This is a genomic window from Aeromonas sp. QDB20 (assembly GCF_027707805.1).
GTDB lineage: Bacteria > Pseudomonadota > Gammaproteobacteria > Enterobacterales > Aeromonadaceae > Aeromonas > Aeromonas dhakensis.
In genome coordinates this window covers 51308-66262 of sequence record NZ_JAPCJC010000006.1, presented here as the reverse complement: position 1 = coordinate 66262, position 14955 = coordinate 51308, and the positions used below count along the sequence as shown (strand labels likewise).

13 protein-coding genes are annotated in these 14955 nt (G+C 61.7%); 5 read left to right on the top strand and 8 right to left on the bottom strand.

Going from position 1 to position 14955, the window contains the following annotated elements:
• Positions 1-36: 36 nt before the first annotated feature.
• Complete coding sequence (gene grcA, locus PG897_RS09420) at positions 37-417, bottom strand: autonomous glycyl radical cofactor GrcA (RefSeq protein ID WP_005298483.1); 381 nt, start codon at positions 415-417, stop codon at positions 37-39.
• Positions 418-1282: 865 nt separating this feature from the next.
• Between grcA and ung the strand changes: the two genes are divergently transcribed.
• Both ung and PG897_RS09410 read left to right on the top strand, forming a co-directional pair.
• Positions 1283-1951 (top strand): uracil-DNA glycosylase, encoded by a 669-nt coding sequence (ung, locus tag PG897_RS09415; RefSeq protein WP_270828956.1) that lies wholly within the window; start codon positions 1283-1285, stop codon positions 1949-1951.
• A gap of 159 nt (positions 1952-2110) precedes the next feature.
• The gene (locus PG897_RS09410) at positions 2111-2659 is read left to right on the top strand and encodes a hemerythrin domain-containing protein (RefSeq protein WP_005298486.1); all 549 of its coding nucleotides are present in this window, start codon (positions 2111-2113) and stop codon (positions 2657-2659) included.
• Positions 2660-2710: 51 nt separating this feature from the next.
• On the opposite strand, the gene PG897_RS09405 is transcribed toward PG897_RS09410, so the two are convergent.
• Positions 2711-2893, bottom strand: coding sequence for a DUF3545 family protein (locus PG897_RS09405; protein ID WP_005298488.1), 183 nt, complete (start codon positions 2891-2893; stop codon positions 2711-2713).
• Positions 2894-3053: 160 nt separating this feature from the next.
• On the bottom strand, positions 3054-4004 hold the full coding sequence (tal, locus tag PG897_RS09400; protein WP_026141265.1) for a transaldolase: 951 nt from the start codon (positions 4002-4004) through the stop codon (positions 3054-3056).
• A gap of 742 nt (positions 4005-4746) precedes the next feature.
• Here tal and PG897_RS09395 point away from each other — a divergent pair.
• On the top strand, positions 4747-6189 hold the full coding sequence (locus PG897_RS09395) for an alanine/glycine:cation symporter family protein (protein ID WP_017778926.1): 1443 nt from the start codon (positions 4747-4749) through the stop codon (positions 6187-6189).
• Between the two features lie 324 nt (positions 6190-6513).
• Here PG897_RS09395 and PG897_RS09390 read toward each other — a convergent pair whose 3' ends face one another.
• The 3 genes from PG897_RS09390 to PG897_RS09380 are packed head-to-tail and all read right to left on the bottom strand — an operon-like array spanning position 6514 to position 10380.
• Entirely contained in the window at positions 6514-8487 is a 1974-nt protein-coding gene (locus PG897_RS09390) for a transglutaminase TgpA family protein (RefSeq protein WP_201881698.1), read from the bottom strand.
• Positions 8474-9460 carry a DUF58 domain-containing protein gene (locus PG897_RS09385; protein ID WP_201881699.1) on the bottom strand — a complete coding sequence of 329 codons (987 nt, stop codon included), beginning with the start codon at positions 9458-9460 and terminating at the stop codon, positions 8474-8476. The genes PG897_RS09390 and PG897_RS09385 overlap by 14 nt, the downstream gene beginning before the upstream one ends.
• Positions 9460-10380 (bottom strand): AAA family ATPase, encoded by a 921-nt coding sequence (locus tag PG897_RS09380; protein ID WP_201881700.1) that lies wholly within the window; start codon positions 10378-10380, stop codon positions 9460-9462. Before PG897_RS09380 ends, PG897_RS09385 begins: the two co-directional genes overlap by 1 nt.
• A 218-nt stretch (positions 10381-10598) precedes the next feature.
• Between PG897_RS09380 and ampC the strand changes: the two genes are divergently transcribed.
• Together ampC and dtpB are read left to right on the top strand one after the other, a co-directional pair.
• Positions 10599-11756, top strand: coding sequence for an FOX/MOX family class C beta-lactamase (ampC, locus tag PG897_RS09375; RefSeq protein ID WP_201881701.1), 1158 nt, complete (start codon positions 10599-10601; stop codon positions 11754-11756).
• A 557-nt stretch (positions 11757-12313) separates the two neighbouring features.
• Positions 12314-13816, top strand: coding sequence for a dipeptide/tripeptide permease DtpB (gene dtpB, locus PG897_RS09370; protein ID WP_005303329.1), 1503 nt, complete (start codon positions 12314-12316; stop codon positions 13814-13816).
• A gap of 45 nt (positions 13817-13861) precedes the next feature.
• Here dtpB and ruvX read toward each other — a convergent pair whose 3' ends face one another.
• Together ruvX and PG897_RS09360 are read right to left on the bottom strand one after the other, a co-directional pair.
• The gene (gene ruvX / locus PG897_RS09365) at positions 13862-14284 is read right to left on the bottom strand and encodes a Holliday junction resolvase RuvX (RefSeq protein WP_005303327.1); all 423 of its coding nucleotides are present in this window, start codon (positions 14282-14284) and stop codon (positions 13862-13864) included.
• A 46-nt stretch (positions 14285-14330) separates the two neighbouring features.
• Positions 14331-14885 carry a YqgE/AlgH family protein gene (locus tag PG897_RS09360; RefSeq protein WP_005303325.1) on the bottom strand — a complete coding sequence of 185 codons (555 nt, stop codon included), beginning with the start codon at positions 14883-14885 and terminating at the stop codon, positions 14331-14333.
• Positions 14886-14955 lie beyond the last annotated feature (70 nt).

Here is a 14955-nt window from a genome sequence, read left to right as displayed (position 1 = left end):
GGCCGTTTTTCATGATACCGGTTGTTGCAGAGCGACTTACAGGCTCTGGGTGAAGGTGCGGGTCACCACGTCACGCTGCTGTTCCGGGGTCAGTGCGTTGAAGCGCACGGCGTAGCCGGAGACGCGGATGGTCAGCTGCGGGTACTTCTCCGGGTTGGCGATGGCGTCTTCTAGGGTCTCGCGACGCAGGACGTTGACGTTCAGGTGCTGGCCACCTTCGACTGCCGGCTCGGCCTGTACCGGCAATTCACGGTATTCGAACTGGCCCAGGTCGGAGAGGCTGACTTCCTGATCGGCGGCAAAGGCATCACCCTTGGCGCAGATGCAGCGAGCCTGTTGCTTCTCTTCGTCCAGCAGCCAGAACGAGTTCAGCAGAGCGGCGTTGGCAGACTGGGTGATTTGGATGCCCTTGATCATGGTATGACTCCTCATAGGAAAGCGGATTCAACTGTAAGGACATTACCCTGATGTATTTAAACCACCGGGATGATTTAAAGGGCCCTTGCCTTACACCTTTACTTTGTTGGGTCATATATACCACGATGGTAATATTACGAAAATTGATCTAAATCAAAAAATATGCGATCTGCGTGGATGTGAAGGGATTAAATTATTGAGATTAATCAAAAATAGGTCATTTTTCTGATTATGAAAGATATCCAAATTATGCATCTTTCATTAATTAAATCTAGTAATTTAACTACATCTTTTCATGTTCCAGCCCGCTCGAAGCTGGATTCGCCATACAGTAGGTGAAGGGGATAAGCCAATGATGGGGATATGCCAAAAAGGTGAAGGAGAGGCTTAACCAAGGCAAGAGAGGGCGATAGGGGTCGACAGGCGAGCGGGAGAGTGGCCCTGCCATCGCCAGACGAGGCCATGGGGAGTCGCGTGGGAGTTCAGTGCCGACCTCTTGCTCACCCGAAGATGGCCAGCGGCGACCGAAAGGTGAGCGCGGTGGCCACGGCTTGGCCGGGAGAAGGAATCCGCAGGGGCATCCTGGTTGCGTCTTGGGGGCTGGCCCCCTATCCTGAGCCCCTTGCTGCATTAATGGGGGCAGGGGGCGCGTGCTGGCCGATTGGCCTGCGTAAAAGCAAGGTGACCCCGGGCCTGCCGTATTCATCGAGGATGGTGGCGTGCTGCGCTGTGCCCATGTGGGTGGACAGGGCGCAGGCCATCCATCCAGCCCTGTATATCGAGGAGAGAGGCGCATCGGCCTGCACGCACGAGCGGCCGGGTCGAAATAAGCGCCTCCCCCGACAGATTCAATGAGGAGATTGGGGTGCTGACCTGGACTGATGTGATTGGCTCCGAGAAGGAGCAGGACTATTTCAAGGCAACCCTGGCGACCGTCAGGAGCGAGCGGGAGGCGGGCAAGGTGATCTACCCGCCGGCCACCGACGTGTTCAACGCCTTCAAGCTGACCGAGCTGGATCAGGTCAAGGTGGTGATCCTGGGTCAGGATCCCTATCACGGTCCGAACCAGGCCCATGGCCTCTGCTTCTCCGTCCTGCCCGGCGTGCGTACGCCTCCCTCGCTGGTGAACATCTACAAGGAGATGCAGCGGGATCTGCCGGGTTTTGTCACACCCAATCACGGTTTTCTGGAGTCCTGGGCCACCCAGGGGGTATTGCTGCTCAATACGGTGCTGACGGTGCAGGCGGGCCAGGCTCACTCCCATGCCCATCTGGGCTGGGAAACCTTCACCGACCGTGTCATCGAGCAGATCAACGCCAGCTGTCAGGGGGTGGTCTTCCTGCTGTGGGGCGCCCACGCCCAGAAGAAGGGACGTTTCATCGACCGGAGCCGCCACCACGTGCTGAGTGCCCCCCATCCCAGCCCGCTCTCGGCCTATCGCGGCTTCATCGGCTGCGGCCATTTCTCCGAGACCAACCGCTTGCTGAGCCAGCAGGGGATGAGCCCCATCAACTGGCACTCGGTCTGCGAATAACGCGGGGGCAGATAGCCGTGATTTGCTCCGTCGGGAGGGTGGGGCAGCATGCGCCACTGGCCGTTTTGTCTGCAGCTGACTTGATTGAGTGCAAAGTTGGCGCGATAAATGGCCGTATACTCGGATCAGAATCGTCTCATTTCAGCGCAAGGAGTGCCCATGTTAGCGAGTCTGCACAAGGATCATCTCAACATCGCCCGGTTGCTGGGTCTGCTCAAGCAGAAGCTGGCCGCCATTCGCAGCGAAGAAAGGGTCAGCTATTTCCTGATCCGCGATGTGGTGGATTACCTGCGGGAGGTATCGGACAAGTATCACCATCCGAAGGAAGACATCATTTATGACTACTACCTCAAGTACCGGGTAGTGGAAGGGGATGTGGCCAACCGGCTGCAACTGGAGCATGCCAAGCTGGTGGAGGCCGGTGCCGAGCTCAGGGAGATGGTGGAGATGATCCTGATGGATGCGGTCATTCCGCTCGATCAGTTCACCGCCAAGCTGGAGCAGTTCGTGGCGCTGCAGGAGGCGCACATGAACTACGAAGAGGGGGTCATCTTCCCCCATCTACGCGACTCGCTGACCGAGGATGACTGGCGTCACCTCGAGCAGGTCTGGCAGAACCGCGCCATCGGGGATCCCCTGTTCGGGCCCGAGATCAGCCAGCACTTTCAGGATCTGGCCAGGCGCCTGTCGCTGCCACTCTCTTCCTGAGGGGTAACGCTCCCTTAAAAAACAAGGCCCCGGTTAACCGGGGCCTTGTTTTTACAACTCGATCTCGTCTGAGAGACCTTCGTAGGCGATGTCGATGGATTGCAGCTCCTTCTGCAGGCGGTGCTTGTCTTTCAACGCCTCTATCTCACGCCATTTACGTTTTTTTCCCGTTGTCCCGCGGCTACGTGAACCGAGCTCAACTACATCTTCATAATCGAAGTTGAACATTTCCATGGCTCCCTCCTTGGTTATTCTCGTTTTCACCATCCGTATAACATACCGGCATTGAAAATAAAACGTTTTCGTGACGAACCCATGACAGCGGATCCTGCGCCCATAAAAAAACCGGGTGCCCTTGCGGGAACCCGGTTTTTGTCGGCAGATGGCGCAGCGATCAGAGGCGGCTGGCCAGCATGGTTTCCAGCTTGCCCTGGTCGATGGCAAACATGCGGATGCCTTCGCCCAGTTTCTCGTGAGCCATGGCGTCCTGGTTCAGTTCCCAGCGGAATTCGGCTTCGGTCATCGGGGTCGGTTTGGCCTTGCGCTCGCCGGTGTAGTCCAGTTTGCGTACCACGGCACCTTCAGCTTTGCTCAGCTCTTCCAGCAGGGCCGGGCCAATGGTCAGGCGGTCGCAGCCGGCCAGTTCCAGGATCTCGCCGGTGTTGCGGAAGCTGGCACCCATGACCACGGTCGGGTAGTCGTGCTGTTTGTAGTAGTTGTAGATGGAGGTGACGGAGACCACGCCCGGATCTTCGCTGGCGGTGTAGTCACGGCCGTTCTTGGCCTTGTACCAGTCGAGGATGCGGCCCACGAACGGGGAGATCAGGAAGGCGCCGGCTTCGGCACAGGCACGAGCCTGGGCGAAGGAGAACAGCAGGGTCAGGTTGCACTGGATACCCTCTTTCTCCAGTACCTCGGCGGCACGGATCCCCTCCCAGGTGGAGGCCAGCTTGATCAGGATGCGATCGTTGCTGATACCGGCGTCGTTGTAGAGACGGATCAGTTTGCGGGCCTTGGCGATGCTGGCCTCGGTGTCGAAGGAGAGACGGGCGTCTACTTCGGTGGAGATGCGGCCCGGGACGATCTTCAGCACTTCCAGACCGATGTTGACCGCCAACTTGTCGCCCGCGTCGATGATTTGCTGTGCCTTGTCCTGGCTCTGGGCCTTGGCCCAGGTGACGGCGTCTTCGATCAGCGGAGCGTACTCGGGGATCTCGGATGCCTTCAACACCAGAGAGGGGTTGGTGGTGGCATCGATGGGCTGGTAGCGCTTGATGGCTTCGATATCGCCGGTGTCGGCGACAACTGTGGTCAGGGCTTTCAGCTGGGTTAATTTATCGGCCATGGCAAATATCATCTCTTTATGAGGGCGCACTCTCTTGGTGAGGACGCAGGCTCGGGGGTGGCGGGCGTGAGACGACAGTTCTGAAATAAAATTACAAAATCCCGGCGACTCAGGCTCAGAAAAGCACGATGGGCGGGCCCCATCGTCATTGCCTGCCTAATTAATACGGATGTGGCGCATCCTGCAATAGGGGGGGCTGTATGCTTATCAGCCACTCCCTGGCGCCGGCGGGAAGGAGTGGATAAAAGTGTTTGATAAAAAACGACTTTTATCTGTTTTTAGTCGCTGAAATTATCCTTCGTCAAAAACAACTTTTTTGGTTGATTATCTGTTTTGTGCCCTCGATCACATAAATTGTGTGGTCAACCACTTGAAATTTTATTACGTGTAAAACGTTTGGCGAAAGCGGGCCGTTTTGGCATCCCCGATGGGTAAACGCTTGCGTAATGGTTTGCCTCCTTTTTCCCGGTTATACCTCTATGTAGATAATTGCCAAAAGGTTTTCTTATGGGTCTAATTTGTTGGCCGATTGATTGGATTCTCAGTTTTGTTGAAATTTTGCGAGTTAAATGAAGCTTTATTGCGCTAAAACGCTCGTTTTTTGTTTCCGTAGTGATCCCGATCACTATTCTGAACTCCTTCGCTATGCTAGATTCCGCCCCTTTAGTGAACCGCAAATTCAGAAATCGACAGCAAGGGGTCAGCGCAGACTGACCATGGATGTGATAACAACGAGAGAAATATGGACACCTTGATCGCAATGATTAACGACCTGATGTGGGGAGCCGTGCTCATCTACCTGCTCATCGGCGTCGGCATCTTCTTTACCTTCCGTCTGGGTTTTATCCAGGTCCGCCACTTCGGCCACATGTTTTCCGTTTTGCGCAACAGCCGCAAATCAGACAAGGCCGGTATCTCCTCCTTCCAGGCCCTCTGTACCAGCCTTGCCGCCCGCGTCGGCACCGGCAACCTGGCCGGTGTGGCGGTGGCCATCTATCTGGGTGGCCCGGGCGCCATCTTCTGGATGTGGCTGATCGCTTTCATCGGCATGGCGACCGCCTTCGTCGAAAGCACCCTGGCCCAGCTCTACAAGGTCAAGGATGAGGATGGCAACTACCGTGGCGGCCCCGCCTACTACATGGAGAAGGGGCTCGGCATGCGCTGGATGGGGGTGCTGTTCTCGCTCTGCCTGATCCTGGCGTTCGGTCTGGTGTTCAACGCGGTGCAAGCCAACTCCATCAGCCTGGCGATGAACGTGGCCTTCGGCATCCCCGACTGGGTCAGCGGTCTGGCTCTGGTGGTGCTCTCCGGCCTCATCATCTTCGGCGGCATCCGCGGCATCGCCCGCTTCGCCGAGCTGGTGGTGCCCTTCATGGCACTGGCCTACATCCTGATGGCGCTGTTCGTGGTGCTGGTCAACATTCACGAGCTGCCGGGTGTGTTCAGCCTCATCATCAAGTCCGCCCTCGGCCTTGAGCAGGCAGGCTCGGGTGCGCTGGGTTACGCCATCTCCCAGGCGATGATCAACGGCATCAAGCGCGGCCTCTTCTCCAACGAAGCGGGCATGGGCTCCGCCCCCAACGCCGCCGCAACTGCGACCCCCTATCCGCCGCACCCGGCCTCCCAGGGCTATGTGCAGATGCTGGGGGTGTTCCTCGACACCATCGTCATCTGTACCTGTACTGCCGCCATCATCCTGATGTCCGGCCAGTTTGAGCCTGGCTCAGGCATCACAGGTGTTGAGCTGACCCAGCGGGCGCTCTCTTCCCAGATCGGTGGCGGTGGCAACATCTTCATCGCGGCGGCCATCTTCTTCTTCGCCTTCACCTCCATCGTGGCGAACTACTCCTACGCCGAGACCAACCTGGTGTTCCTTGAGCACAACCACAAGGGCGGCCTGATGCTGTTCCGCCTGTTCGTGCTGGGTATGGTGATGTTCGGCTCGGTGGGCGAGCTGCCGACCGTGTGGGCCATGGCGGATGTCTCCATGGGACTGATGGCCATCGTCAACCTGGTGGCCATCCTGCTGCTCTCCGGGGTAGCCATCAAGCTGGCCAAGGATTACAACGACCAGCTAAAGCTGGGCAAGCTGCCCACCTTCGATGCCAACAAGTACCCCGAGATCCGCAGCCAGCTGGAAGAAGGTATCTGGGACAATCCGGCGCAAAACAGCAAGCAGACATAAGCCTCGCAGTCGCCGTTGTCTGATAACAAGGGGAGCCATGGGCTCCCCTTTTGTTTGGGCGCCGTTTCATCGTCGTCACCTTTGGGCATCCCAGCGCCGGCAGATCTGACGCAGTCGTCGCCGTACCTTGTGCAAGGTGTGTTGACGCTACACTGCCGTCAGCTGTTGGCATCCCAGCACCGGCAGATCTGACGTAGTCGTCGTCGCAACTGGCACAAGGTATGTTGACGCTGCCTGGCCGTCAGCCGTGTGCATCCCAGCTCCGGCAGATCTGGCGCAGTCGTCGCCGTACCTTGTGCAAGATGTGTTGACGCTACACTACCGTCACCTGTGGGTATCCCAGCGCCGACAGATTTGGCGCAGCCGGCGCCGCAACTGGCGCAGGGTGCGTTGGCGCTGCGTGGGTGACAGCGGGGCATAACGCCAGCGCCGGTAAAGCCAGGCCCCCTGTCGCAGCGGCCGCGCCAGCAAGGGTCTGAGGTCGGCGAGGCGCTCGCACCAGCTGGCCAGGCTCTCCCCCGCCTGCGGTTGCCAGCCGTGGCGGGCGGCGCGCCGGCGCAGGGACTGCCATAGCCGCAGCCTCGCCGGGGTCGGGCCACGCCAGAGCAGCAGCCCGCCCACCAGAGTCGCCACCCCCGACAGGGCGGCCAGAATAAGCCAGTGGGTATGGCCTGAGAGCGCCGGCCAGCGTTGCCCCAGCTGTTGCCACAGGTTGGCCGCATCATAGTTGAGTACCCAGCGGGTCCATTGATAATCGAGGTTGGCCCCCCACCAGCGCAGCTGGTTGAGCAGGGCCCAGTTGCGATAGCGCTGCAAAGAGAGCGGGTCAGCGGCGGCGAACTCGCCAGCCAGGGCCGCCGGCACGCCCCCCTCGATGCGCTGGGGTGCCACCGCGGCGGTGGGATCGAGCCGCTGCCAGCGGTTCTGCTCATCCAGATACTCCACCCAGGCGTGGGCATCGAACTGGTGTACCTCCAGATAGTTGCCCCTCGGATTCCACTCGCCGCCAAGGTAGCCGGTCACCAGCCGGGCCGGGATGCCGGCCGCCCGCAGCACGAAGGCGGTGGCCATGGCGTAGTGGCCGCAAAAGCCGCGCCGGCTCTCGAACAGAAAATCATCCACCCCGTCCTGCCCCAGTCGTGGCGGCTGCAGGGTGTAGTAGAAGTCGCCCTGACGAAACTCGCCCAGCAGGGCGGCGGCGAGCGCCTCCGGCGTCGGATGGCGGGCCTTGAGCATCAGGGCGTGGGCCCGAGCCTTGGGGTTGCCGGTGGCGGGCAACTGCAGGTTGAGCTGGCGGGTCGCCTGGCTGGCTGGCGGCGCCGTGGCGGCCGTGCTGACCCGGTAGCTGATGCGGCCATCCCCCCGATCGCGACGATAGAGGGTGGCGAGGGGGCTCAAGGTGACCGGGCCGCTCAGCACCTCGGGATCGGTCAGGGCCAGGGTCCAGCGGTGGCGCTGGGGCTCGGCGATCACCTGATAGCCGCCGGCAGGCAGCGGGGTGGTCGAGTTTGCCGCCGGCTGCGTCTGCACGGATTGGGACTGTTGCCAGCGGCGCACCTCATCGCTTAACAACCAGCGGCGGCCATCGAACAGCTCCTGGCGCATCAGCGGGAAGTAGCGCTCCTGGGGCAGGGGGGGCGCTGAGGCGAAGCTGATGCGAAAAGCCAGCTCGGAGGAGTTGACCAGCTCGCTGATGTCGCCGGGGGCCACCTCCTCCGAGAGGCCGGAGAGGGCGCGGTTGCTGCTTGGCATCTGCCAGAGCGGCGGTAGCCTTGGCAGCAGCAGGAACAGGGTGAGCAGCAGGGGCGCGGCCAGCAGCAGGGTGACGCCGGCGCGCAGCCACAGCCGTCGGCCGAGGGGCTGCACCGCCGCCAGCAGGGTGGTGACTGCCAGCCAGAGCGCCCCCGCCATCGCCAGGGCCCAGCCCATGCTTTGGCGCTGCACCAGCGCCAGCGCGACCAGAAAGAAGGCGAGCAACAGCACCTGCTCCACATCCCGCTCCCGCCGTACCTCGATGAGCTTGAGGCCGTAGCCGAGCCAGAGCAGGTTGATGAGGGCCGGCAGGGTGCCGAGCTGGCGCCACTGCCAGCCCAACAGCGCCACGCCCAGTATGGCCAGCAGTGCCAGCACGGCGGCGGGCGGCGGGCGCCAGCCCCGCCACAGCATCATGGCCCGCACGCCCAGGGCAAGCAGCGAGACGGCCATCACCCAGAGCTGCAGCTGGGGCCAGAGGGCCGGGATAAGCAGCAACTGCAGCAGGGCGAGCAGCGGCAGCAGGCGCCGGTTATCGAGCAGCATCGAGGTCTGTCTCCTGCATTGGCTCCCGGGCGTCGAGGCGGGCCAGTGCCAGCTGGCAGCGCTGCAAAAAGGCGGGGCCGCTGTCCGGCCCCAGCGTTCGGCCCGCCAGGGTCAGGCTGAAGGGAATGCCCCGTTTGGCATAGTCGCCACACCACCAGGCGAGCACCGCCAGCCTCGCTTCGAGATCCTGGCCGCCAACCCGGGAGAGGGAGAGGTGGGTATCATCCTGCCCCGGCTCGCAGAACTGCTTCACCAGCAGGCCGCGCCCCTGGGCGAGCTGTTTCCAGGCAACCCGGCTGAGCGGCTCCCCGCTCTGGTGGGCCCGCAGCATGTCGAAATCTCCCATCGAGGCCGGGGTGGGTTGTCCCCGGTTACCCGCCGCGTCGGTCGCGGCCTCCCCGCGCAATGGGCCGTACGCCGAGGCCGGGGCGAGCCAGCCCTCCAGTTGCAAATCCAGCAGCGACCAGCAGCGAAACAGGCCGAGGGGGTAGCGGCTCTCCACCCGCAGCCTCTCCAGCGGCAGGCGCCCGCGCCGGGTACCCAGCACCGGCAGGAGCAGGGGCTGGGGCACCGCATCCACCTGCGTCAGCCAGAGCCGCCCTTCATTGAGGGAAAACTGCAGGGCCTGCAACGGCCGTTCGCTGCGCACCGTGATGCGTATGGGCAAGGGGCTGCCCACCTCTCCCAGCACGGCAGGCCCCCCCAGCAGGGCCAGCCCCAGCAGGTTGCGGTGGGTGAGCCACATGGTGACCATGAACAGGCTGCCGAGGCCGTAGGCCAGCAGCAATACCAGGTTGTTCTGGTAGTTGGTGCCGAGCAGATAGATGGCCAGCATCACCAGTAGATAGCAGAGGCCGAGCCGGGTGGGCAGAATGAACAGACAGCGCCCCTGCAGGGTGAGCTGGCGCGCCGGCGGGATGCGCCGGGCCAGCCAGCCTTGCTGCCACCTGGCTCTGCGCTGGCGCCAGTCCATCAGGGGTGATCCGGATCGACCCGGGCCAGCAGGCGCTGGCTGAGCGGGCAGGCTTCCCCGCGCTGCACACCAAAGCTCCCCCTTAGCCTGTGCTCGGCCACGTAGGGGAAGACCGCCTGCACATCCTCCACGCTGACGAAGCGGCGGCCCGCCACCAGCGCCCAGGCCCGGCTCACCGCCAGCAGGGTCTGGGCGGCGCGGGGCGAGAGCGGCTGCGGCAGCTCGGCGTCGAAGCGGCTCTGCTGCACCAGTGCTAGCAGGTAGTCGAGGGTGGCATCGGCGAGGTGGATCTGCGCCGCCTCGGCCTGCAGGGCGGCAAGATCTGCGGCATCGAGCTGGCGTTCGAGGGGAGCGCTCTGACTGGCCCCACGCAGCAGCCGCCGCTCCGCATCCGGGGTCGGAAAGCCCAGAGAGAGGCGCACCGCGAAGCGATCGAGCTGGGATTCCGGCAAGGGGTAGGTGCCCGATTGATCCGCCGGGTTCTGGGTAGCGATGACGAAGAAGGGGGAGGGGAGTGGGTGGCTCTGCCCCTCGATGCTCACCTTGCCCTCGGCCATGGCCTCCAGCAGGGCGCTCTGCACCTTGGGGCTGGCGCGGTTGATCTCGTCCGCCAGCAACACCTGGGCAAAGACGGGGCCGGGGTGAAAGCGAAACTGCTGCTGCTGGGGGTCAAAGATCTGCAGCCCCAGCAGGTCGGCCGGCAGCAGATCGGCGGTGAACTGTACCCGCCGGCAGTCGAGCCCCAGCACCTGCGCCAGGGCGTGGGCCAGGGTGGTCTTGCCCATGCCGGGCAGATCCTCGATCAGCAGGTGGCCGCGAGCCAGCAGGGTCACCAGGGCAATCTTGAGCTGCAGCGGCTTGCCCAGGATCACCTGCTCCAGCGCCGTCAGCAGCCGGGTTATCTGTGGTTGTGTCTGCACGGGTGCCTCCCCTCGGTGTCGTTGCCCCTACAGCTTATACGCCAGCGGCATGACAAGGGGGACAAGTCATGGATAACTCATTGAATCTGGATGGTTTGGTTGGCAACTTCACATTGGCTTCACAGAACCTCATATTCCACACATGATTCGAAGATATGCTCTCACCACTGCTAGTTATTGAGTCAGCAAACCTACATATAGATTTAGGAGAAGGTTCTATGAAACAACGAAAAACCATCCTGTGGGGGGCTGTGGCCACTCTGATGTGGACCGGTCTGGCCCATGCCGAAGCCACTTCACCGGCCGATCCCCTGCGCTCCGTGGTAGATGCCAGCATCCAACCGTTGCTCAAAGAGCAACGGATCCCGGGCATGGCGGTGGCAGTGCTCAAGGATGGCAAGGCTCACTACTTCAACTACGGGGTTGCCGAGCTGGCGACGGGGAAGAAGGTCAGCGAGCAGACCCTGTTCGAGGTCGGTTCGGTCAGCAAACCTCTGACCGCAACCCTGGGGGCCTACGCCGTGATCAAGGGGGCGATGAAACTCGATGACAAGGCAAGCCGGCACGCCCCCTGGCTCAAGGACTCCGCCTTTGATGGCATCACCATGGCCGAGCTTGCCACTTACAGTGCCGGGGGCCTGCCGCTGCAATTCCCCGACGAGGTGGAGTCGCTCGAGCAGATGCAGGCTTACTATCGCCAATGGACGCCGGCCTATCAGCCGGGCAGCCATCGTCAGTACTCCAACCCCAGTATCGGCCTGTTCGGCTATCTGGCGGCGAGCAGTCTGCAGCAGCCGTTTGCCCAGTTGATGGAGCAGACCCTGCTGCCCGGACTGGGGATGCATCACTCCTATATCAATGTGCCGAAGCAGGCGATGGCGAACTACGCCTATGGTTATTCGAAAGAGGACAAGCCCATCAGGGTCAATCCCGGCATGCTGGCCGATGAGGCCTACGGCATCAAGACCAGCTCGGCGGATCTGCTCGCCTTCGTGAAGGCTAACGTCAACGGGGTGGATGACAAGGGGTTGCAGCAGGCCATCGCCTTGACCCACCAGGGGCACTACTCGGTAGGCGGGATGACCCAGGGGCTGGGCTGGGAGAGCTACCCCTATCCAGTCAGTGAGCAGACGCTGCAGGTTGGGAACTCCCGCGAGGTGAGTTTCAAGGGCAATCCTGTCAAAGGATTCAAGGCGCCGGTTACATTTGGTGAGGCGCGGCTCTACAACAAGACCGGCTCGACCAGCGGCTTTGGTGCCTATGTGGCCTTCGTGCCGGCCAAGGGGGTGGGCATCGTCATGCTGGCCAACCGCAGTTATCCCATCCAGGAGAGGGTAAAGGCGGCCCACGCCATCCTGAGCAAGCTGGCTCCCTGAGTCGGCACTGGCCGCGGGTCACGGCGCCATTTGCCGCGACCCACCTGTTCTGAAAAAACGCCGGGCTTTGCCCGGCGTTGTCATCTGGTCTGGGGGCAGCAGCAAAACAAAGACCCGTTTGAGATTAACAAAACTAATCCTGCCATATTAGAAAACTTCACTGATAGTGTAGTTACAAGTGTGATCTACGGCTTATTTGCTTCAAATATAGTTAATTATCATAAATAGTGATGATTGCTCGATGTTTTAACGTTATGCGGTGAATGCCGGGCCATCTTGACTGGAAGCGAGTCGCGGCAGGAGAGGAAGGCCCGTTCGATCCCCCATTTTTGGTTGCCCGCCGATATTCGGTCTGCCGCCAGCAAGGGGTCGATGACCCGAGCAGGGAGGTTCATGGCATGGCGAAAACCATCGCCCCCTCAACATCACCCCATCCGGGCCAGCCGGCCTGTTCCCCCTTTCGTCTGCATCGCGGCAGCAAGCTTGCGACCCCTGGCCAACCCGGCTGCGGGGCCGCTCACATGAATAAGAAAATACATACAGACAGGTAGGTTAGCATGCGTCCATCCACCCCGACCGGGTTGTTGCAACAACCCAAACCCTTTTTCATGATCTTCTTCGTCGAGCTCTGGGAGCGTTTCGGCTATTACGGCGTACAGGGCCTGCTGGCGGTGTTCTTCGTCCAGCAGTTGGGCTTTTCCCAGGAGCAGTCCTTCATCACCTTCGGTGCCTTCTCGGCGCTGGTGTACGGCCTCATCTCGGTGGGCGGTTACGTGGGTGACCATATTCTGGGGACCAAGCGCACCATGGTGCTGGGGGCCATTGTACTGGTCATCGGCTACTTCATGACCGGCATGTCCATCTACAACCCCGACCTCATCTTCTATGCACTGGGCACCATCGCCGTCGGCAACTGCCTGTTCAAGGCCAACCCCGCCAGCCTGCTCGCCAAGTGCTACGAGCCCGGTGATCCCCGACTGGATGGCGCCTTCACCCTGTTCTACATGTCGATCAACGTCGGCTCGCTCATCTCCCTGTCGCTGGCTCCCGTGGTGGCCGATCACTACGGCTACACAGTGACCTACAACCTGTGCGGGGTCGGCCTGGTGATCGCCCTGCTCACCTTCTTCGCCTGCCGCCGCATGGTCAAGGGGATAGGCTCGGCCCCCGACCACCTGCCGCTCGACTACGGCAAGCTGCTGCTGGTGCTGCTGGGCTCGGTCGCCCTGGTCTTCTTCTGCGCCTGGCTGATGCACCACGTGGTGATCGCCAACATGGTGCTGATGACGGTGACCCTGGCCGTGGTGGTCTTCTTCTTTCGCGAGGCGTTCAAGCTCGACAGCGTCGGGCGCAACAAGATGTACGTGGCCTTCGTGCTGATGCTGGAGGCGGTGGTGTTCTACGTGCTCTATGCCCAGATGCCGACCTCGCTCAACTTCTTTGCCATCAACAACATGCACCATGAAATGCTGGGGGTGACCGTCAACCCGGTCAGCTTCCAGGCGCTCAACCCCTTCTGGGTGGTGTTGGGCAGCCCGGTGCTGGCGATGATCTATACACGGCTGGGCAGCCAGGGGCGGGATCTCACCATGCCGCTCAAGTTCACCCTGGGCATGCTGTTCTGCTCCCTCGGTTTTCTCACCGCGGCGGCGTCCGGCATCTGGTTTGCCGATGCGCAGGGGCTCACCTCACCCTGGTTCATGGTGCTCATCTATCTGTTCCAGAGTCTGGGGGAGCTGATGATCAGCGCCCTGGGGCTGGCCATGGTGGCGGCGCTGGTGCCGCAGCGGCTGATGGGCTTCATCCTTGGTATGTGGTTCCTGACCCAGGCGATGGCCTCCCTGCTCGGGGGCTATGTGGCGACCTTTACCGCGGTGCCGCAAGGGGTGACGGATCCGCTGCAGACCCTGCCCATCTACACGGACGTGTTTGGCAAGATTGGTCTGGTGACCCTGCTGGTGGCGGGGGTGATGGGGCTGATGGTGCCCTGGCTCAACCGCATGATGCAGGCCGGTGAGCGCCATGGCGAGGAGGAGGAACTGTCGCAGGCCAAGGCCTGAGAGGGGCAGAAGGGGTGAGGCGCACGAGCGCCTCACCCCGGCAGATCAGTCGTATTGCTCTTCCATCCAGGCTTCCAGGATGAGCTGGGCGGAGACGCCATCCACGCTCCCCTTCTCCAGCGCCCTATAGCCACCCTGTTCGAACAGGCGGGCGCGGGCATCGGTAGTGGTGAGCCGCTCGTCCTTGAACTCCACCTGCTTGCCGAAGCGGCCGTGCAGGCGGTTGCCGAACTTGCGGGCGCGCACCGTGATCTCCTGCTCGGTGCCGTCCATGTTGAGCGGCAGACCCACCACCAGCAGGTCCGGTTGCCACTCCTTGAGCAGCTTGTCTATTTCGTCCCAGTTGGGGATGCCGTCGTTGGCCTTGAGGGCGCGCAGCGGGCGGGCCGTGCCGGTGAGCTCCTGACCGATGGCGACCCCTATGCTCTTGGTGCCGTAGTCAAAGCCCATGATACTGCGTGATGACATTGGGTAATTTCCTCAGAATGCGTCGCAAATTGCACAGCAGATTGCATCAGCCGTGGCCGATGTCGCTGGACAGGTGAACGGGATTGACCCCGATGCTGGCGGCGGCGCGTTGCCAGCGCTGGTGGATGGGGGTCTTGAACACCAGATCCGGATTGGGGGGGATCACCAGCCAGGCGCCGTCCACCAGCTCCTGTTCCAGTTGCCCCGCGCTCCAGCCGGCGTAACCGAGCGCCACCAGCCAGTGCGCCGGTGCCTCCTCGGTACCCAGGGTCTCCAGTATGTCCTTGGAGGTGGTGACCATCAGTTCGTCCCCCACCTGCAGGGTGGAGTTGAAACCGGGGCGGAAGCTGTGCAGCACGAAGCCGCGATCGGCGTGAACCGGCCCCCCCTGCAGCACCGGCTGTTTGAGTTCCGGGTTGGCGGGCGGTGCCAGCTTGAGCTGATCCAGCATGGTCTCCAGCGACATGTCCACCGGAATATTGACCACCAGCCCCATGGCGCCCTCTTCGTTGTGTTCGCACAGATAGACCAGCGAGCGCTCGAAATAGGGGTCGGTGAGGCTCGGCATGGCGAGCAGGAAGTGATTTTGCAGTGTTTGCATATGGGCCAAATATTGCAAAGGTATTTGCAGTCAATTATGGCAGCTCGCTTCGTCTGGCAAAACCGCTTTT

Excerpts from the sequence above, each read along its gene's own strand:
- PG897_RS09390 (WP_201881698.1), bottom strand. The coding sequence starts at position 8,487 with ATGCTGCTCGATAACCGGCGCCTGCTGCCGCTGCTCGCCCTGCTGCAG.
- PG897_RS09405 (WP_005298488.1), bottom strand. The coding sequence starts at position 2,893 with ATGGAAATGTTCAACTTCGATTATGAAGATGTAGTTGAGCTCGGTTCA.
- PG897_RS09360 (WP_005303325.1), bottom strand. The coding sequence starts at position 14,885 with ATGCAAACACTGCAAAATCACTTCCTGCTCGCCATGCCGAGCCTCACC.
- tal (WP_026141265.1), bottom strand. The coding sequence starts at position 4,004 with ATGGCCGATAAATTAACCCAGCTGAAAGCCCTGACCACAGTTGTCGCC.
- PG897_RS09385 (WP_201881699.1), bottom strand. The coding sequence starts at position 9,460 with ATGGACTGGCGCCAGCGCAGAGCCAGGTGGCAGCAAGGCTGGCTGGCC.
- PG897_RS09395 (WP_017778926.1), top strand. The coding sequence starts at position 4,747 with ATGGACACCTTGATCGCAATGATTAACGACCTGATGTGGGGAGCCGTG.
- PG897_RS09410 (WP_005298486.1), top strand. The coding sequence starts at position 2,111 with ATGTTAGCGAGTCTGCACAAGGATCATCTCAACATCGCCCGGTTGCTG.
- ruvX (WP_005303327.1), bottom strand. The coding sequence starts at position 14,284 with ATGTCATCACGCAGTATCATGGGCTTTGACTACGGCACCAAGAGCATA.
- grcA (WP_005298483.1), bottom strand. The coding sequence starts at position 417 with ATGATCAAGGGCATCCAAATCACCCAGTCTGCCAACGCCGCTCTGCTG.
- dtpB (WP_005303329.1), top strand. The coding sequence starts at position 12,314 with ATGCGTCCATCCACCCCGACCGGGTTGTTGCAACAACCCAAACCCTTT.
- ampC (WP_201881701.1), top strand. The coding sequence starts at position 10,599 with ATGAAACAACGAAAAACCATCCTGTGGGGGGCTGTGGCCACTCTGATG.